General features: G+C 69.9%; 17 protein-coding genes. 8 read left to right on the top strand and 9 right to left on the bottom strand.

The window, feature by feature from the left end:
* Nucleotides 1-174: 174 nt before the first annotated feature.
* From R2B38_RS21650 to R2B38_RS21640, 3 genes are all read right to left on the bottom strand, one after another.
* Nucleotides 175-1,770, bottom strand: coding sequence for a polyamine aminopropyltransferase (locus tag R2B38_RS21650; protein WP_318017713.1), 1,596 nt, complete (start codon nucleotides 1,768-1,770; stop codon nucleotides 175-177).
* A 113-nt stretch (nucleotides 1,771-1,883) separates the two neighbouring features.
* A complete protein-coding gene (locus R2B38_RS21645) occupies nucleotides 1,884-2,420 on the bottom strand; it encodes a DUF2617 family protein (protein ID WP_318017712.1) in 537 nt (178 codons plus the stop codon).
* Between the two features lie 540 nt (nucleotides 2,421-2,960).
* Entirely contained in the window at nucleotides 2,961-3,269 is a 309-nt protein-coding gene (locus R2B38_RS21640) for a hypothetical protein (RefSeq protein WP_318017711.1), read from the bottom strand.
* A 129-nt stretch (nucleotides 3,270-3,398) separates the two neighbouring features.
* Between R2B38_RS21640 and R2B38_RS21635 the strand changes: the two genes are divergently transcribed.
* Nucleotides 3,399-4,604, top strand: coding sequence for a pyridoxal phosphate-dependent aminotransferase (locus R2B38_RS21635; RefSeq protein ID WP_318017710.1), 1,206 nt, complete (start codon nucleotides 3,399-3,401; stop codon nucleotides 4,602-4,604).
* 85 nt (nucleotides 4,605-4,689) lie between these two features.
* On the opposite strand, the gene R2B38_RS21630 is transcribed toward R2B38_RS21635, so the two are convergent.
* Nucleotides 4,690-5,223 carry a YbjN domain-containing protein gene (locus R2B38_RS21630; RefSeq protein ID WP_033284794.1) on the bottom strand — a complete coding sequence of 178 codons (534 nt, stop codon included), beginning with the start codon at nucleotides 5,221-5,223 and terminating at the stop codon, nucleotides 4,690-4,692.
* A 146-nt stretch (nucleotides 5,224-5,369) separates the two neighbouring features.
* Complete coding sequence (gene clpB, locus R2B38_RS21625; RefSeq protein WP_318017709.1) at nucleotides 5,370-7,967, bottom strand: ATP-dependent chaperone ClpB; 2,598 nt, start codon at nucleotides 7,965-7,967, stop codon at nucleotides 5,370-5,372.
* Between the two features lie 132 nt (nucleotides 7,968-8,099).
* Between clpB and R2B38_RS21620 the strand changes: the two genes are divergently transcribed.
* On the top strand, nucleotides 8,100-8,549 hold the full coding sequence (locus R2B38_RS21620) for a pyridoxamine 5'-phosphate oxidase family protein (protein WP_318017708.1): 450 nt from the start codon (nucleotides 8,100-8,102) through the stop codon (nucleotides 8,547-8,549).
* Nucleotides 8,550-8,689: 140 nt separating this feature from the next.
* On the opposite strand, the gene R2B38_RS21615 is transcribed toward R2B38_RS21620, so the two are convergent.
* Both R2B38_RS21615 and R2B38_RS21610 read right to left on the bottom strand, forming a co-directional pair.
* Nucleotides 8,690-9,025 (bottom strand): hypothetical protein, encoded by a 336-nt coding sequence (locus R2B38_RS21615; protein ID WP_026178811.1) that lies wholly within the window; start codon nucleotides 9,023-9,025, stop codon nucleotides 8,690-8,692.
* The gene (locus R2B38_RS21610) at nucleotides 9,022-9,225 is read right to left on the bottom strand and encodes a hypothetical protein (RefSeq protein ID WP_318017707.1); all 204 of its coding nucleotides are present in this window, start codon (nucleotides 9,223-9,225) and stop codon (nucleotides 9,022-9,024) included. The genes R2B38_RS21615 and R2B38_RS21610 overlap by 4 nt, the downstream gene beginning before the upstream one ends.
* 142 nt (nucleotides 9,226-9,367) lie before the next feature.
* On the opposite strand from R2B38_RS21610, the gene R2B38_RS21605 reads away from it, so the two are divergent.
* Both R2B38_RS21605 and R2B38_RS21600 read left to right on the top strand, forming a co-directional pair.
* Nucleotides 9,368-10,378, top strand: coding sequence for a helix-turn-helix transcriptional regulator (locus tag R2B38_RS21605; protein WP_318017706.1), 1,011 nt, complete (start codon nucleotides 9,368-9,370; stop codon nucleotides 10,376-10,378).
* The gene (locus tag R2B38_RS21600; protein WP_318017705.1) at nucleotides 10,375-11,352 is read left to right on the top strand and encodes a helix-turn-helix transcriptional regulator; all 978 of its coding nucleotides are present in this window, start codon (nucleotides 10,375-10,377) and stop codon (nucleotides 11,350-11,352) included. Before R2B38_RS21605 ends, R2B38_RS21600 begins: the two co-directional genes overlap by 4 nt.
* Here the strand turns inward: R2B38_RS21600 and R2B38_RS21595 are convergent.
* Entirely contained in the window at nucleotides 11,315-12,382 is a 1,068-nt protein-coding gene (locus R2B38_RS21595; RefSeq protein ID WP_318017704.1) for a helix-turn-helix transcriptional regulator, read from the bottom strand. The two genes, R2B38_RS21600 and R2B38_RS21595, sit on opposite strands and share 38 nt — an antisense overlap.
* A 263-nt stretch (nucleotides 12,383-12,645) precedes the next feature.
* Between R2B38_RS21595 and R2B38_RS21590 the strand changes: the two genes are divergently transcribed.
* The 3 genes from R2B38_RS21590 to R2B38_RS21580 are packed head-to-tail and all read left to right on the top strand — an operon-like array spanning nucleotide 12,646 to nucleotide 15,963.
* A complete protein-coding gene (locus R2B38_RS21590) occupies nucleotides 12,646-14,190 on the top strand; it encodes a circularly permuted type 2 ATP-grasp protein (protein WP_318017703.1) in 1,545 nt (514 codons plus the stop codon).
* The gene (locus tag R2B38_RS21585) at nucleotides 14,187-15,119 is read left to right on the top strand and encodes an alpha-E domain-containing protein (protein ID WP_318017702.1); all 933 of its coding nucleotides are present in this window, start codon (nucleotides 14,187-14,189) and stop codon (nucleotides 15,117-15,119) included. Before R2B38_RS21590 ends, R2B38_RS21585 begins: the two co-directional genes overlap by 4 nt.
* Nucleotide 15,120: 1 nt before the next feature.
* A complete protein-coding gene (locus R2B38_RS21580; RefSeq protein WP_318017701.1) occupies nucleotides 15,121-15,963 on the top strand; it encodes a transglutaminase family protein in 843 nt (280 codons plus the stop codon).
* A 22-nt stretch (nucleotides 15,964-15,985) separates the two neighbouring features.
* Here the strand turns inward: R2B38_RS21580 and R2B38_RS21575 are convergent, their stop codons facing one another.
* The gene (locus tag R2B38_RS21575) at nucleotides 15,986-17,092 is read right to left on the bottom strand and encodes a substrate-binding domain-containing protein (protein WP_318017700.1); all 1,107 of its coding nucleotides are present in this window, start codon (nucleotides 17,090-17,092) and stop codon (nucleotides 15,986-15,988) included.
* A gap of 294 nt (nucleotides 17,093-17,386) precedes the next feature.
* Between R2B38_RS21575 and R2B38_RS21570 the strand changes: the two genes are divergently transcribed.
* A complete protein-coding gene (locus R2B38_RS21570; protein ID WP_318017699.1) occupies nucleotides 17,387-18,775 on the top strand; it encodes a fibronectin type III domain-containing protein in 1,389 nt (462 codons plus the stop codon).
* Nucleotides 18,776-18,839 lie beyond the last annotated feature (64 nt).

Below are 18,839 nucleotides of genomic sequence, written 5' to 3'. Positions count from 1 at the left end.
CGGCCGTGTTGGTGCGGGCGGGTTGGTGCGAGCGGGTTGGTGCGGCCGCGTTGGTGCGAGCGTCCCTGGGGGCTGCGCCCCCAGACCCCCCTTCGGCCTGAACGGCCTCGTCCTCAATCGCCGGACGGGCTGGATATTGCCGACCTGCGTTGAAATGCGCCGCCCTCCGCGAGATCAGTACCGCGGATGCACCAACGTAGAAGCCGCCACCCCCGGCACCCGAGTCCGCTCCGCCGCCCGCTCCTCCCTCTCCAGCCCCCGCCCCACAGCCACCACCCCCCGGGTTGCCAGCACGAACCCCCAGTCCCGCGGAGCCCGAGACGTCCCGGTCGTCCGGTCGGGCCCCGCCGCGAACCCCGAGGCACGGCCCCCCACCCGGTACGGAACAGCGTGCAGCCCGGCCGCGCGGACCGTCGAGACCACCGTCCAGAAGACATGACGCCGCGAGGAAACCGGACCGGCGTGCACGACCAGCCGCCCCCGCTCCGTAAGGGCGCGGCGCGCAAGGCCGTAGAACTCCTGGGAGTACAGCTTCGTGCTGGCGGTGATGCCGGGGTCGGGCAGGTCCGCGATCACCACGTCGTACGACCCCGGTCGGACCGCGCGCAGCCGGTCGAAGGGGTCGCCCGTGGTGACGTGGACGCGCGGGTCGTCGTAGACATGGCCGTTGAGGGCGGACAGGGCGGGGTCGTGGCGGGCCAACCGGACGACGCCCGCGTCGAGTTCGACGATGTCGACGCGGCGTACGCCCCGGTGGCGCAGTACTTCCCGCGCCGCGAGGCCGTCGCCGCCGCCGAGGACGAGCACGCGCGCGTGGGGGCCGTTCATCGCGGGGGCGACGAGCGCCTCGTGGTAGCGGTTCTCGTCGCGGCCGCTGACGCGGAGGCGGCCGTCGAGGAAGAGGTCGAGGGGGCGGCCGTGGTCGCCGCCGGTGAGGACGACCTCCTGGACGTCGGTCTGGAGCGCGACCCGGACGTCCTTGCCGTAGACCGCGTGCCGCGCGGCCCGTTCGAAGTCGTCGACCAGGACGGCGGCCGAGGCGAGCAGACCGAGCACCGTCAGGTTGGTGATGATCAGGAGCCAGCGGCCCCGGCGGGAGAGGTCGCGGCGGAACAGGCCCAGGACCAGGGAGCCGCCGGCGACCACGTTGACCGTGCCGGTGAGCAGGGTGCCGGTCAGCTGGCCCAGGAAGGGCAGGAGGAGGAAGGGGAACGCCAGGCCGCCGACCAGCGCGCCCACGTAGTCCGCCGCGAACAGGTCCGCCACCGCGCCGCCCGCGTCCTGGCGGCGGATGCGCTGGATCAGCTCCATGAGGAGCGGGACCTCCGCGCCGATCAGCAGGCCGATGGCCAGCGAGAAGGCGACCAGGAGGCAGCGCGGGCCCTGGGCCCACAGCCCGCCCCAGTTCCCGGTCCAGGCGAAGACCGCGTACAGGGCCATCGCGCTGCATCCGCCGATCAGCGCGAGGGCCGCCTCGACCGCGCCGAAACCGGCCGCCGCGTGCCAGCGCAGCCGTTTCGCGCCGAGCGAGCCGATGCCCATCGCGAAGACCATGACGGAGAGGACTACGGACGCCTGGGTGACCGAATCGCCGATCAAGTACGAGGCGAGGGCGACGAGTTCGAGTTCGTACACGAGTCCGCAGGCCGCGCAGACGAAGACGCCCGCGAGCACCAGGAACCGGCCCGTGCCCGGCCGTACGGGCAGCCGCGCGGGGCCTGCCCACGGTGGCTGGGTACCCGGCCGGGCCGGCGCGTGCGGTTCGATCACGCTGCGACGTTACGTCACATGATGGGCACGCTTCGTCACCCACACGTGTGGAATGTGTTTACGGCGACCGGGGTCGGTGTCGGCCACACAGGCCCGCCCGGCCTCATCCAGGTTTATACGGGCGACGGCACCGCGTGCCCCACCGGCACCCGCACCCCCACCCGCGTCCGTGTCGCCACCAGCTGCCCGTCCTGCGGATACGCGTGCCAGGTGCGCCAGTGCACCTGGCCCTCGTGCCGCTGGGCGAGCATCGCGGTGAAGGCGTGCGGGCTGCCGGGGAAGACCCCGGCGAGGCCGTTGGGATGGTCGGCGACCAGGGCCAGCAGTTCCTGGGCGCGGCCCGCGAACTGCCCCGGGGACAGCACCTCGACCCGGGCCGCGAACTCGTACTCCCAGTCGCCGACCCGCTTGGCCACCCCGAGCGGCAGCGGTGTGCTGGAACCCGGGATGCACGCGACCGTCTCCGAACAGCTGCCCCGCTCCTCGTCCAGGAGTACCTGGTGGGACGCGCCGAGCAGTCTCAACTGGAGCTTCGCACCGGCCAGTTCGAGATCGAGCGTGGCCAGGGCGGGAAGCGGCTCAAGCCCCAGGGTCCAGGCGAGGTCGGCCGCGCGCGTATCGGTGTAGGAGGTCTTCAGGGTCGTGAGCATGGATCGGCTCCGCTAGCACGCAAAGAAAGGGGAGGTGAGGGGAGGTGTGGGGGTCCGGCACACCCCGGCCGACACCGGGACGTCGGCCCGGTCGGCCCAGTGAGGAGAAGGTGTCTGCAGGCGCCCGAGGGGTTGCGTTGGGGCTGCGTTGGTGATTTAGAGGGAATCATGAGCGGTGGCGCCACCACAGCGTTTTTACCCAACTTCGTGGGGTTTCCATCCCTCAGGGGGCTGCACAGCTCAACTGTTCAACCAAGGCGTACGCCCAGGCGTGTCAGGCGCGCGCCGGAGCGCCCGCCGGGAGCGGTCTCCCGACGGGCGCTCCCGCCCCCCGTGCCATCCCGTCGGCGATGCTCAGCTGCCCCGTGTCAGCTGTCACCGCGTCCGGCTCACCCGGTCACCGGTCCAGTCACTACATCCGGCTCACCCGGTCACCGGTCCGCTCACCGCGTCCGGCTCACCAGGTATCCGCATCCGCTCACCGCGTCCGGCTCACCCGGTATCCGCGTCCGCACACCGCGTCCGCACACCGCGTCCGGCTCAGTTGCCGCCGCCGCAGCCGCCCCCACCCCCGCAGGACGATCCCCCGCCGCACGACGAGCCGCCCCCGCAGGACGAGTGCCCGCCGCCGCAGGAGTGGTGGCCCCCGTGGTGCCCGCCGGAGTGCCCGCCCGAGGAGGACGAACCCCCGTCCCCGGCCCACCAGCTGCTGCTCGTACCGGCGGCGCTCCCGCCGTAGAACCCGGACCGACGGCCCGATCCCCTGCCGAGCTTGTCCTTGCGCCCGGCGCGGACCACCGCGCCTACGAACGCCACTGCGATCACCGCCAGGATGACGAAGAAGAACATGACGTCACCCTCCTTCCAGTTCCCCCGAAGCGGCCCCCCGTGGGCGCCCCGGTTGGTGCGTGAAGCAGGGATGCCCGGCCGTCTCACCTGCCAAAGCAGAGTTGAGGAAGTCCAGAGCTTGAGCGCAGGATGGCGGGCATGACCTCCACCGCACGCCCCCTCCTCAACCGCCGGCTCGCCGAGTTCGGGACGACGATCTTCGCCGAGATGTCCGCCCTGGCCCTGAAGACCGGTTCGATCAACCTCGGCCAGGGTTTCCCCGACACGGACGGCCCCGAGGAGATCCGCGAGGCGGCGGTCCGCGCGCTGCGCGACGGACGCGGCAACCAGTACCCGCCGGGCCCCGGCGTCCCCGAACTCCGCACCGCGATCACCGCCCACCAGCAGCGCCGCTACGGCCTCTCCTACGACCCCGACACCGAGGTCCTGGTCACGGCGGGCGCGACGGAGGCGATCGCCGCGGCGCTGCTCGCCCTGGTGGAACCCGGCGACGAGGTCATCGCCCTGGAGCCGTACTACGACTCCTACGCGGCCTGCGTCGCGATGGCGGGCGGCACGCGCGTACCGGTCACCCTGCGCCCCTCGGAAGGCCGCTTCCGCCTCGACCTGGACGAGCTGCGCGCCGCCGTCACCGACCGCACCCGCCTCCTCCTGATCAACACCCCGCACAACCCGACCGGCACCGTCCTCACCCGCGAGGAACTCGCCGCCGTCGCCGAACTCGCCGTAGAACGCGATCTGTTGGTGATCACGGACGAGGTGTACGAGCACCTGGTCTTCGACGAGGCCGAGCACATCCCGCTCGTCACCTTCCCGGGGATGCGGGAGCGGACGGTGTCGATCGGTTCGGCGGGCAAGACGTTCTCGTTCACGGGGTGGAAGGTCGGGTGGGTCACGGGGACGCCGGCCCTTGTCACGGCCGTACGGTCGGCGAAGCAGTTCCTGACGTATGTGGCCTCGGGCCCGTTCCAGTACGCGGTGGCGGAGGCGCTGGCCCTCCCCGACTCGTACTTCGACGCCTTCCGCGCGGACATGCTGGCCAAGCGGGACGTCCTGGCGACGGGCCTGACGGAGGCGGGCTTCGAGGTCTTCCGCCCGGCGGGCACGTACTTCGTCACGACGGACATCCGCCCCCTCGGCGCGGACCTGTCCAAAAACGGTGACGGCTTCGCCTTCTGCCGCGCGCTCCCCGAACTCGCCGGTGTCGTGGCCATCCCGAACGCGGTCTTCTACGACCACCGGGAGGAGGGCGCGCCCTTCGTACGGTTCGCGTTCTGCAAGCGGGTGGGTGTGCTGGAGGAAGCGGTGGACCGGCTGAAGAAGCTGGCGGGCTGAGAGGCCGGCAGAAAAGACCGGCGCCCGTCCACAGGCTGTGGACGGGCGCCGGTCGTACGTGGTCCTACGGGACCGAGGAGAACTACTACTCCTCGTCGTCCTCAGGCTTCTCGACGGCCTCGTCGACTTCCTCGGTGAGGCCGAGCTGCTCGACGAGCCAGCGGTCGAACTCGATCGCCGCGCGCACCCAGCTCACCGTCGAGGACACGAAGTGGTTCAGGTCGACGCCGGTGCCGATCAGCATCTGCGCCTCACCGATGAGACGGACGGTGCCGTCGTCATGGGTGTGCGTGTAGACCTTGGGCCACAGGGTGCGGCGGTTCCAGTCGTCGATCGACTCCAGGAGCTGCGGCTTGACGTCGATGTCGTGCGGACGGTCGTAGAACGTCCGCACCGAGAAGACCAGCTGGTCGTCCTCGCCGCGGAACATGAAGTACGTACGGAACTGCTCCCACGGCGCCGCGAGGTCACCCTCGTCGTCGACGACATACTTCAGCTCCATCTGGTCGAGGAGCTGCTTCACGAGGTCCTGATCCGGGACGACGGGGCCCGCCGGTCCTTGGGGGTTCGGCTCGGGCTGGCCCCCGAAGTTCGGAATCGAGGACGGGTCGATGCTCACCGTGTATTTCCCTTCGTACGGATTCCGCCATCCTCCCCCATCCGGGGAGGGGGGTGGCAACCCCTGCCGGGCCTGTCCGCCCTGGGCTGACCTGATCCGGTCGGCGAACCGGTCGAACCGGTCGGCCCAGGGCCCCACGGTGCCACCTACAGCGTCTTCCCCGTCGCCGGCCCCACGATCAGCCCGTCCCCGAACGCATCCACCCGCACCGTGTCCCCGTCCTTGACCTCCCCCGCCAGGATCTCCTTCGCGAGCCGGTCGCCGATCGCCGTCTGCACCAGCCGGCGCAGCGGGCGCGCGCCGTACGCCGGGTCGTTGCCGTTGTCCGCGAGCCAGGTCAGGGCCTCGTCGCTGATCTCCAGGGTGAGGCGGCGCTCAGCCAGCCTCTTCGCCAGGCGGCCGATCTGGAGAGCCGCGATACGGCCCAGCTCCTCCCGGTTCAGGGCGGAGAAGACCACCAGGTCGTCCAGCCGGTTCAGGAACTCCGGCTTGAAGGACGCGCGGACCACCTGCAGGACCTGGTCCTTCTTCTCGTCCTCGCCCGTGGTCTGGTCGATCAGGAAGTTGCTGCCCAGGTTGGACGTGAGGATCAGGATCGTGTTGCGGAAGTCGACCGTGCGGCCCTGGCCGTCGGTCAGGCGGCCGTCGTCCAGTACCTGGAGCAGCACGTCGAAGACCTCGGGGTGCGCCTTCTCCACCTCGTCGAGCAGGATCACCGAGTACGGGCGCCTGCGCACCGCCTCCGTGAGCTGGCCGCCCTCCTCGTAGCCGACGTAGCCGGGCGGGGCACCGACCAGCCGGGCCACGCTGTGCTTCTCGCCGTACTCCGACATGTCGATGCGGACCATGGCCCGTTCGTCGTCGAAGAGGAAGTCCGCCAGGGCTTTGGCGAGTTCCGTCTTTCCTACGCCCGTCGGGCCCAGGAAGAGGAACGAGCCCGTAGGACGGTCCGGGTCCGCGATGCCCGCACGTGTGCGTCGTACGGCGTCCGAGACCGCCTCCACCGCCTCGCGCTGGCCGATGAGCCTGCGGCCCAACTCCTCCTCCATGCGCAGGAGTTTCTGCGTCTCGCCCTCCAGGAGGCGGCCTGCGGGGATGCCGGTCCAGGAGCCGACGACGTCCGCGATGTCGTCCGGGCCGACCTCTTCCTTGACCATCGTGTCCTTGGCGGCTTCCTCCTCCGCCTGCGAGGCTTCCTCCAAGTCCCGTTCCAGGGAGGGGATCTCGCCGTAGAGAAGTTTCGACGCCGTGTCGAAGTCGCCGTCGCGCTGGGCGCGTTCGGCCTGGCCGCGGAGTTCGTCGAGCTTCTCCTTCAGCTCGCCGACGCGGTTGAGGGACTGCTTCTCCTTCTCCCAGCGGGCGTTGAGGCCGCGCAGCTCCTCCTCGCGGTCGGCGAGGTCGCGGCGCAGCTTCTCCAGGCGTTCGATGGAGGCGGCGTCCGTCTCCTTGTCGAGGGCCAGCTCCTCCATCTTCAACCGGTCGACGGAGCGCTGGAGTTCGTCGATCTCGACCGGGGAGGAGTCGATCTCCATGCGGAGGCGGGACGCCGCCTCGTCGACCAGGTCGATCGCCTTGTCGGGGAGGAAGCGGGAGGTGATGTAGCGGTCGGAGAGGGTCGCGGCCGCCACCAGCGCGCTGTCCGCGATGACGACCTTGTGGTGCGCTTCGTAGCGTCCCTTCAGGCCGCGCAGGATCGCGATCGTGTCCTCGACGCTCGGCTCCGCGACCAGCACCTGCTGGAAGCGGCGCTCCAACGCCGGGTCCTTCTCGATGCGTTCGCGGTATTCGTCGAGGGTGGTCGCGCCGACCATGCGGAGTTCGCCGCGGGCCAGCATCGGCTTCAGCATGTTGCCGGCGTCCATGGAGGAGTCGCCGCCGGCGCCCGCGCCCACGACGGTGTGCAGCTCGTCGATGAAGGTGATGATCTGGCCGTCGGAGTCCTTGATCTCGGCCAGGACGGTCTTGAGCCGCTCCTCGAACTCGCCGCGGTACTTCGCGCCCGCGACCATCGCGCCGAGGTCCAGCGACACCAGCCGCTTGTTCTTGAGGGACTCCGGCACGTCCCCCTTGACGATCCGCTGGGCCAGCCCCTCGACGACGGCGGTCTTGCCGACGCCGGGCTCGCCGATGAGGACGGGGTTGTTCTTGGTGCGGCGGGACAGCACCTGCACGACCCGCCGGATCTCCTGGTCCCGTCCGATGACGGGGTCGAGCTTGCCCTCGCGCGCGGCGGCCGTGAAGTCCGTACCGAACTTCTCCAGCGCCTTGTACTGCCCCTCGGGGTCGGGTGTGGTCACCCGGCGCCCTCCCCTGCTCTTCTGGAACGCGTCCAGCAGCTTCTTCGCGCCGGCCCCCTGCTGGGAGATTACGTCCCCGGCCGCGCCACCCTTCGCGGCGATACCGATCAGCAGGTGCTCGGTCGAGAGGTAGTCGTCGCCGAGCTCCTTCGCTCGCTCACCGGCGTCCGCGATCACCGCGAGCAGCTCGCGGTTGGGCTGCGGCGGCGCGACCGTGGAGCCCGTCACGCTGGGCAGCGCGCCGAGCACCCGCTCCGCCCCGGACCGTACGGCGGCCTGGTCGGCGTCGACGGCGGCGAGCAGGTCGGTGATGTTCTCGTTGTCCTGGCCCTCCAGCAGGGACAGCAGCAGGTGCGCCGGGGTCAGGTCCGCGTGCCCCCCGGTCACGGCACGGTTGCTGGCCGCGTTGATCGCGTCCCGGCTCCTGTTGGTCAGCTCGGCGTCCACGTTCCGGTACTCCTCCTCCTACGACCTGCGTGCGACCTTCGTGCACGGAATGACACGGTCAACGTGCACAAAGTTGAGTCTATTCCACTCAAGGCAGTGGCGGGGAGGATCGGGGGACTAAGTTCCGGGACCATGGCCGCATATCCGGTGGACCCGGGCGATCCCGACCCGTCGTATCTCAGCTTCTGGCGGGAACGGCACCTGTGCACCCTCACCACCCTCCGCCCCGACGGCAGCCCGCACGTCGTCCCTGTCGGAGTGACATACGACCCGGAGGCGCGCCTTGCTCGGGTCATCGCGAACAAGGCGAGCCGGAAGGTGCTGAACGTGCTCGCCGCCGGCCCCGAGGGGGCACGGGTCGCCGTGTGCCAGGTGGACGGGCGGCGCTGGGCCACGCTGGAGGGCCGGGCCTTCGTACGCGTCGGACGCGACCGGGTCGCCGAGGCGGAGCGTTGGTACGCGGAGCGTTACGAGCGGGCGCCGTCGCCGAACCCGTCCCGGGTGGTGATCGAGATCGAGCTGACGCGGGCGATGGGGAAGGCGGTGGCGAAGGCGGCGGGCACCGCGCCGGGGAAAAGCTGAAGCGGCGATTTTCAGCCACCCGGGATCGGTCGATACCCGGAGATTCCGCACAAACTGCAGCGGCGTCACCGTGTTCAGGTCACGGTGACGCCGCTGCGGGGGGAAGCACCTGAGCGATCTGTTACGACGGGGGAATCGCGTCAGGCACTGCGGGGGGTGGCTGAGATGGTCTGGACGTCGGGGGCATCCGTTTCCACCAGCCGATGGTCTCGCTGGTCAAGATTCACAAAGATCATTCCGTACCGGATGGCGCATCGCACTGGCTGCGGCGCCCCCCGGGGCCGCCGCAGACACCGGTACGCCCGTACGTCCTCGTCCTCGTCCCGCGTCACGACGACCGGCTCGCCGAACACCGTCACCATGAGCGAGTCACCGCTGTGGGGGATGGCGGTGGCCAGATCGATGAAGTGCCAGCCGGAGCGGTAGGCCGTGGCCATCTCGCGCCGGAAGGAACGGTCGTCGGGGGGAGTGGTCATGACTCGGCGACCCACGTGCTGTCGCTCGGAGCGACCCAGGTGCTGTCACCCGGGACGGCGGACGCCGTGACGACCCAGGTGCTGTCGTCGGCGGTCACGTTGGTCGTGCGCCAGGTACTGTCGTCGGTCGCCGCAAGGCCACTCAGCGCCCCGATAGCCACAACGGCGGAGAAGGCGGCGACAAGCGCCGAGCGAAGCATTCTCTTATGCATAGTCGGCTTCGTCCTCATTTGAAGGTCACCTCTCCCCCGTCGACTACGACGATGGCGCATTCCGGCACGTCGTGGCCACACAATCGATGCATCATGTTCCTGCACGTTCAGGACCCTGGGGGGTGGAGATTTGGTGACTAACGAGACTAATCAGACACATCCTCACGAGCTGACCGATCTGTGCGAGGACGGGCGTCGCGTCTACGGGAACGCTCTCCGGACCGGACGCGTCGCCCGTACCGATGTGGAACCCGCGCCCTGTCTGATGGAGTTCGCCCTCCTTCATCCCGATCCTGACGACCCGAACTGGCTGCGCCCTGTCCCCCCACAGATCGCGCTGGCCCAGCGGCTCAACCCGATCGAGAGCGAGATCACCCAGCGCAGGCGGATGTCGATCGAACTCGCCGACGCTTTCGGGCCGTTCATGGCCCTCAGCGCCCAGTCGACGGCGACCACGCACTCGATCACGGTGCTGGAGGGCCTCGACCGGATCAACGCGGCACTCGATCTGGCCACCGCCCAGTGCCAGACCGAGATGCTCACCGTGCAGCCGAGCCGACGCCGGCTGGAGCACACCCTCGCTCAGGGGCTGAACCGCGATCGGCCGCTGATCGAACGCGGCTGCCGCATCCGGACGCTCTACCAGCACCCGGCCCGCTACAGCCCCGAGACGCTGGCCTACGTGGCCCAGTTCACCGACGGCAAGGTGGAGTACCGGACCATCGACGAACTCGTCGAGCGGCTGATCATCTGCGACGAGACCGTGGCCTTCATCCCGACCCGCGACGACGGGGAGATCGCCCTCGAACTCCGTCATCCGGGGCTCGTCCGCTACCTGATCAAGGTCTTCGAGTTCATGTGGAACCGCGCGGTCCCGCTGAGCGCCGGCGCGCCCTACGAGACCGCCCCCGACGGCATCACCGAGATCCAGCACTCCATCGCCAAGCTCCTCATCGAGGGGCACGTCGACGAGGCCATCGCCCGCCGCCTCGGCATGAACGTGCGGACCTGCCGGGCCCACATCGCCAAGCTCGCCACGGCCCTCGGCAGCGGCAGCCGGGCCCAGCTGGGCTTCCTCATAGCCCAGTCGGGGATCCTGAACACGGACCATCCGGAACCAGGAGGAGACGGCCCACTGTGACCGGGGCGCACACGCACGGAGCGGACCACCTCTGCGGGGAGGGCCTGAGCCTGTACGCCCGCGCGCTGCGCGTCGGGCGGGTGCGTGTCGACGACACCGGCGAGGCACCGTGCCTGGCCGCCCTCGGCCTGCTGCAGCCCGAACTCGGGGACGACCCGGGCTGGCTGCGGCCCGTCGCCCCCGCCTCCGTGCTCCACCGCCTGCTGCGGCGGTCGGCCGAGCGCGTCGCGGAGGAGCGGCGCCTCGAAGAGCGCCTGGAGACCGCCTTCGCGCCCTTGCTACGGCTCGACGGCTCCCGTACGGCGGACGTGGAGACCCCGACGCTCGTCCTCCTCGGTGACAAGGAACGCATCAACCAGGCCATCACCGAGGCCATGGCGGACGCCACGGGCGAGCTCCTCACCATCCAGCCCAACATCACCCCCCGCAGTCCGGAAGCCCAGGCCGTCGCGCTCGTCCGCGACCAGGCCCTGCTCGACCGCGGCGGCCGCATCCGCGCCCTCTACCAGCACACCCAGCGCCACCGGCCGCTCGTCGTGGCCCGCTACGAGCAACTGCGGGGCGACGCGGAGGCCCGCACCCTCGACGAGGTCACCGACCGCCTCATCGTCATCGACCGCGCGGTCGCCTTCATCCCCGCCAGCAAGGACCGCGGCCTCGCCCTGGAAGTCCGCCACCCCGCGCTGATCGACTACTTCATCAACGTCTTCGACCGCTTCTGGCACCTCGCCACCCCGATGCACCCCAAAGCGGTCCAACGCCTCTCCCCCGACGGCATCAGCCAGCGCCAGCGAGCCATAGCGAGCCTGCTCACAGAAGGCCACACGGACGCCGTCATCGCCGACCGCCTCGGCCTGAACATCCGCACCGCCCGCGTCCACATAGCCAAGCTCGCCGCCACCCTCGGCAGCGAGAGCCGGGCCCAACTCGGCTATCTCATCGGGCGGTCGGGGATTCTCGATCCGCCGGGGTGAGCTGGACGGGGACGTCCGGGAGGCGTGCGGCGGCGCCGTCGAGGCCGACTTGGGCTATCCGGACGCCCAGTTGGGTACGGCTGGCCGCGCCCAGGGTCTCCGACAGGCGGGCGATGTGGGCGCGGCACGTCCGCACGCTTATGCCGAGCCGTTCCGCGATCACCGCGTCCTGGTGGCCGTCCGCGAGCAGGGCGGCGATGGACTGCTCGCGGTGCGAGATGCCCTCGATGCCGGTGTCCGGCAGGGGCGCCCCGACGGGGATCGCGAGGCGCCACAGGCGGTCGAAGACCGTGACGAAGTACTCGATCAGCGCCGGGTGGCGCAGTTCCAGGGCCATCGTGTGGTCGGCGTTGGCGGGGATGAAGGCGACCGTGCGGTCGAAGAGGATCAGGCGGTCGACCACCTCGTCGAGCGTCCTCGCCTCCACCGCGTCGCCCATCAACTCCAGGTAGTTCAGGAGGCCTTGGCCGTGGCGGGCCACGTGGGTGTACAGGTCGCGCATCCGCACCCCGCGCGAGCGCAGGGCGACGGCGCGGTGCAGGCCCTCGGTGAGTTCCGGTTCGCGGCGGATGCCGCCGGGCTGGACGGTGAGGACCTCGCGGGTGCAGGCCTCCGTCGCGTCGTCCATCGCCGCCTGGATGCGGGAGAGCCCGTCCAGGACGCGGATCGCGGCACCGCTCTCCGGTTGCGCCGAGGCCGACGCCATCGCGGACGCCTGGATACGGCGGCCGAGACCGGCGTACCACTCGAAGGCGGCGACCGCCGAACCCACCCGCCGGTGGCTCTCGCTGACCTCGTCGTAGACCCCGCGCAGCAGCCGGGTCATGACCTCCTGCGGGGCGGTCGGGACCAGCCAGTCCATGTCGTCGGGGTCGGGGTGGAGGAGGGCCAGCTCCAGCAGGCACGGCACCGGTTCGGCGTCCGTGCGCGGTACGCGGCCCCGCCGTACGGCCCGGGAGTACACGCGGTCCCCGGCGTCGCAGAGTCGGTCAGCACCGTGCGGATGCTCGTCCGTCCCGTGCCCGGCCATCGCCCATCCCACCCCCCGGTTCCCGGCTCTTTGCAGCGCAACTATGCGCGGACAGGTCCTGCTCCGCAACACGGCTTCCCCTCGAACAGCCCCCGAAAACCGCCGATATCACCCACTACCTCCCGCCCTCCGTGCCTCACCTTGCAACAAGCTGGGGGGTGTCCGGCCAGTAGCTCCGAGCGCCCCGTCGTATCACTTTCCGCGTGAGCTGCCGGAAATCACTCAGAGATCACCGTGTTACGTATCGCACTTAACGTCCCCTCATGGCGGACATATTTGACGCATACGCATTGGCCGATGCGTGGGACGAGATGTTTGTGCGGCCGGGTGAGGTCAGAACCGCCTACGAGCCGGTACTGGCGGCACTCCAGCCCATCGAGCCGAGTGAACTGCGCTTCCGCGCGGACCAGATGGCCCGCGCGTTCACCGACCGCGGCGTGACCTACGCCTTCGCGGGCGAGGAACGGCCCTGGCCCCTGGACCTGGTGCCCCGGATCATCGACGCGCTGGAGTGGGACCTCATCCAGCGCGGGGTGGCGCAGAGAGTGCGGGCCCTGGAGGCCTATCTCTCCGACGCCTACTCCCACTGCCGTGCCTTCGAGGACGGCGTCGTGCCCTGGCGGCTGCTCCTCAACTCGGCCCATTTCCATCGGGCCGCGCAAGGGGTCGAGCCACCGGGCGGGGTCCGCATCCACGTCGCCGGCATCGACCTCGTGCGCGACGAGGCCGGGGACTTCCGGGTCCTTGAGGACAACGTCCGGGTGCCGAGCGGGGTTTCGTACGTCATCGAGAACCGCCGGGCCATGACCCGGATCTTCCCCTCCCTCTTCGCCGAGCAGCACGTGGTCCCCGTCGACGGGTACGCGCAGAAGCTGCTCGCCGCGCTGCGGGCCGCCGCGCCCGCGGGCACCCAGGATCCGCGCGTCGTGGTCCTCACCCCGGGGCCGAGCAACGCCGCCTACTTCGAACACGCCCTGCTGGCACGGCTGATGGGCGTCCAGCTGGTCGAGGGGCACGACCTGGTGTGCCGCAACAACCGGGTGTGGATGCGCACCACGCGCGGCGAGGTGCCCGTCCATGTCGTATACCGGCGGCTCGACGACGACTTCCTCGACCCGCTGCACTTCCGCCCCGACTCGGTGATCGGCTGCCCGGGCATCATGAACGCCGCCCAGGCCGGGAACGTCACACTCGCGAACGCGGTCGGCAACGGCATCGCGGACGACAAGCTCCTCTACACCTACGTCCCCGACCTGATCCGCTACTACCTCTCAGAGGAACCGATTCTCCCCAACGTGGAGTCCTACCGGCCCGACGAGCCAGGGCAGTTGGAGGCGGTCCTCGACCAGATCGACCAGCTGGTGGTGAAGCCGGTGGACGGCGCGGGCGGCATGGGCATCGTCATCGGGCCCAAGGCCGACGCGAAGACCCTCGAACGCACTCGCAAAGCAGTCGCCGCCGACCCGCGCGGCTGGATCGCCCAGCGCCCGGTCGCCCTCTCCACCTCCCCCACCCTCGCGGGCGAACGCATGGCACCGCGCCACATCGACCTGCGCCCGTTCGCCGTGAACGACGGCACCGACGTCTGGGTGCTGCCCGGCGGCCTCACCCGCGTCGCCCTCCAGGAGGGCAACCTGATCGTCAACTCCAGCCAGGGCGGCGGCTCCAAGGACACCTGGGTGCTCGCCGAGGGCCCCACCGAACAGCCCGCCTCGCTCTTCCCGGAGGGCGGACTGCCCGAGGTGGCACCCCGTCAACTCGGCCCCGACGGCAACCCCATGGTCGTACAGGAAGGGGCGCAGCAGTGAACGACGTGATCCTCTCCCGGATAGCCGAGGCCCTGACGTGGACGGGCCGTTACGTCGAGCGCGCGGACAACACCGGGCGCATCCTCGACGCCTATCTCCACCGCATGCTGGAGGACCCCTGGCGCGACGAGGACGTGGCGTGCCGGTCGCTGTACGCGATCCTCGGGGTCGACGCGGGCGGCCAACGCGTCGACATGCAGCAGGTGTTGGACCAGCTGGCCTTCGACGCCCGGTCGACGTGTTCCATCGAGGGCGCGCTCGGCGCCGCCCGGCTGAATGCCCGCAGCGCCCGGGAAGCCGTCTCCTCGGAGATGTGGGAGTGCCTCAACTCCACCTGGCACGCCCTGGCCGACCAACGCCTCGCGGCCCGCCGTACGGGCCCCTACGCCTATCTCGAACTCGTGCGCAGACGCGCCGCGTTGTTCTTCGGCCTCGCCGACTCCACGATGAGCCGCGACGACAGCTGGCGTTTCGTCGTCCTGGGCAGGAGCCTGGAGCGGGTGGACATGACCGTACGGCTGCTGTCGGTACGGGTGCTGGACGCGGCGCACGCGCCCGACTGGCCGACGCTGCTGAGCGCGAGCGGCGCGGACGAGGCATACGCGCGGGTGTACGGCGGTTTCGGGGACACCCCGAGAGTGGCCGAATTCCTGCTGCTGGACCGGGACTTCCCGCGCTCGGCGCTGCACGCGCTGACGACGGCCGAGGAGTGCCTGACCGCGCTCGGGCGGCAGCGGCAGGACCCGGCCCGGCGTCCCATCGGCCGGCTGCGCACCCGTCTCGAATACCTGGACTCGCACGCCTTGGAAGAGCAACTGCCCGCCCTCCTCAAGGACTTGCAGCACGCCTGCATGGACTCGGCGGAGGCGGTCGCGGAGTTGTTCTTCCCGTACCAGGGGCCCGTCGAGTGGGCCCAGGAAGGAGCCTGAGATGACCCGTAGGCTTCGCATCCGCCACACCACCCGCGTCTCGTACGCCCAGGCGGCCGTCTCCTCCCACAACGAGGTGCGGATGACCCCGCTGACGCTGCCCGGCCAGACGACCCTGGACGCGCGGGTGACCGTGAACCCGACCACGCCGACCTGGTCGTACTGGGACTACTGGGGCACCCAGGTCACCGGCTTCGACCTGATGGACCCGCACGCGGACCTCACGATCACCGCGTCGAGCCTGGTCGAGACGTCCCCGCCGGAGCCGCTCGGCCCCTCCCGCAGCTGGCAGGAGGTGACCGAACGGACCACGAACTCACGCCTGTTGGAGTTCATCGGCCCCACGGTCCGTACGACGGTCCCGCCCAAGCTGCTGAAGAAGGCGCGCAAGGCGGCCGTAGGACTCGACCCGCACGGGACGGCGATCGCGGTCTCCGCGCTGGTCGCCGACCGGGTGGCCTACCTCCCCGGCGTCACCGGCGTGAACACGTCGGCGGCCGAGGCCTGGGAGCAGGGCGCCGGCGTCTGCCAGGACATCGCGCACGTCACCATCGCGCTGCTGCGGGGGCTCGGTCTGCCCACGCGCTATGTCTCCGGATACCTGCACCCCGAGCGCGAAGCGGAACTCCACCGCCCGGTGGCCGGGCAGAGCCACGCCTGGATCGAGTACTGGGCGGGCGACTGGTGCGGCTACGACCCCACCAACCGGACCCGGCCCGACGAGTCCCACGTGGTGGTGGGGCGCGGGCGCGACTACGACGACGTGACCCCGCACAAGGGGATCTACCGGGGAGTGGCGGGCGGACCGCCGGAGGTGACGGTGGAGTTCACGCGGGTGGCGTGAACTCCCGTGCGGGGCGGGCGGGTTACTTCAGCCCGTGCGCCTCGCACGCGGTCTTGTAGTCGGCCGTGCAGATGTCGGAGATCTTGTAGATCCCGTCCGCGACCACCGTCGACTTGATGTTGTCCTGCGTCAGCGCGACCACGGACACCAGCTGCGAGGGGATCTTCTTGTTCGTGGGGCTGTCGACCGTGTCACGGGTCAGGGCGTCGAACTCGATGTCCCTGCCCTGCACCTTGGCGACCGCGATCTTCGCGGCGGCCTCGGCGAGGTCGGGGTAGGGCTTGTAGACGCTCATGTACTGCTCGCCGGTGACGATCCGCTGCACGGCGGTGAGTTCGGCGTCCTGGCCGGTGACGGGCGGGAGCTTCGTCAGGCCCGACGCCTTCAGGGCCTTGATGATGCCGCCGGCCATCGCGTCGTTGGCGGAGTACACCGCGGCGATGTTGTTCTTGCCGAGCTTGTCGATCGCCTCGGTCATCTCCTGCTGGGCGATGACCGGGTCCCAGGCCTTGGTGTTGTAGCTCTCGGCGATCGTCACCTTGCCCTGCAGCTCGGTCAGCGCCCCGCCCTTGAACACCGCGGCGTTCGGGTCGGTCGGCGAGCCGTTGATCATCACGATCTTGTCGGAGGTGTCCACGTCGCTGCCCAGCGCCTCGACCAGGGAGCGGCCCTGCACCTCGCCGACCAGTTCGCCGTCGAAGGAGACGTACGCGTCGATCGGCCCCTCGGCCAGCCGGTCGTAGGCGATGACCGGGATGCCGGCGGTCTTGGCCTTCGCCACCATGGTCCGGATGGCGTGCGAGTCGACGGCGTCGAGCACGATGATGTCGACCTTCTCGTCGATCATCTTCTGCATCTGCTTGTCCTGCGTGGCCGCGACGCCACCGGCGTTCTCGTACTCGGCCTTGCCCTTGTTCGCCGTGAGTTCCTGGATCTTCGCCTTCATGATCGGGAAGTCGAACTCCGCGTACCGCGTGTTCGTCTTCTCCGGCATGAGGACACCCACCGTGATGTCGTTGCCCTTCGCCGGAGTCGCGTCCGAGCTGCTCCCCGACGAGTTCAGCACGCCACAGGCGGCCAGGGGGAGGGCCAGCGAGGACGCGGCCACGGATATGGCGATACGACGCATTGGGAGCTCACTTCTGGTGCCGTGCGGACGTGGGTGCAGCATTGCAACCCAGGTGACTGAAAAGCCAACGCGGCCGCGACCACCGGCGTCAAGCGGAACTACTTAACGAGATGGCAACGCCACGTTCCGTTTGGTATGTGGAGACGCTGCGGAACCCCATCCAAACGCTCTTTACGGACCCTCCACTCAACGGGAGTTCATGAACGGGCAAAGATAAGCACAACCAACTCCCGTCTTCACAAGTCGTGATCAGCGACGGCCACCCCCTGCCCCGCCGATCCGACAGAGGACCGAATGAACCCAGCCAGACACGCGACGGCCGCCACCGTCGTGCTCTCCGTCGCGGGAAGCCTGCTCGTCGGCGCGACAGGTTCCGCCTCCGCCGCGACGAGTTGCGCCTCACCCGTCTTCAAGCGGCAGTTCTTCGCGAACACCGCCTTCTCCGGTACGGCGAAGAAGACGGACTGCGACAACGCCGTCGACCAGACCTGGACCGGCGCCCCCGCCTCCGGCCTCCCCAAGGACAACTTCGGCGTCCGCTGGAGCGTGACAAGGGACTTCGGCTCGGGGGGTCCGTTCTCCTTCGCGACCTCGGCGTCCGACGGCATCCGCGTCTACCTGGACAACAGCCGCAAGATCAGCCTGTGGTCCAACACGTCCGGCTCGCGCGCCAAGACCGTGAACGTGACGATCCCCAAGGGAAAGCACACCCTGCGGATCGACTACGCCAACTGGACGGGCTCCGCGAAGGTCAAGTTCACGTACACGCCCCGCACCGCGGCGAGCGTCGACAGGGTCAAGCCGCTCACCCCGGCCGGCACTTCGGTGACGTACGCCTCCGCGACCGGCAAGGCCAAGCTCACCTGGTCGAAGAACAAGGAGATGGACCTCTCGGGCTACCGGGTCTACCGGCGCCTGAAGGGCACGTCCTTCCCCGCCGCGCCGCTCGCGACGACCGCCTCCACGACGTACACCGACACCCCGCCCGCGACCGGCGACACGTACTACTACGAGATCCGCGCCCGCGACAAGGCGGGCAACGAATCGACCGGCACCGCGGACAAGCCCGTCACGACGGTCGACGCGGCCCCCGCCCGAGTGACCGGTCTCGCGGGTGGACACTCCGGATTCACCGGGCTCACCACCCTCACCTGGCACGCGAGCCCCGAGACCGACGTCAAGGGCTACCAGGTGTACCGCGACGTCGACGGCACCTGGACGCTGGTGAGCGGCACCGCACCGCTCACCACCGCCTCGTACACCTCGGGGTACCTGGCGGCGGGTGACACCCGGAACTACTACGTCGTCGCCGTCGACAAGGCGGGACACACCTCCGCCCCGTCGGCGACCGTCGCCCCGCTCACCGTGCAGGCACCGATCGGGCTGACCGGCAGCGGCAGTTACAGCGGAGCGTCGCTGTCCTGGACGTCGACCGGGGCCGCGGGGACGACCTACAACGTGTACCGGGTGTCCATCGAGTACTACGGCTCGGTGTCCTGGCCCTGGGAGAAGATCGGCAGCACCACGGAGACCTCGTTCGCCGACCTCACCGGTACCGCGGGCCTCACCTACATCTACGCCGTGACCGCCTCCGACACCCACGGCAACGAGTCCGAGAACGACGGCCACGCCTTCGCCACCAGGACGAAGCCCACCGGCCCCGTCGAGGTGACAGTGGAGTAGCGGGGCGGTACAACCAAGCCCCTCCTTCGTGAGTCCTGATCGTCAACAGCGTCTCTTTACCTGT

It is taken from the genome of Streptomyces sp. N50, from assembly GCF_033335955.1.
Classification (GTDB): Bacteria; Actinomycetota; Actinomycetes; order Streptomycetales; family Streptomycetaceae; genus Streptomyces.
This window is presented reverse-complemented; position numbering and strand designations above follow the sequence as displayed.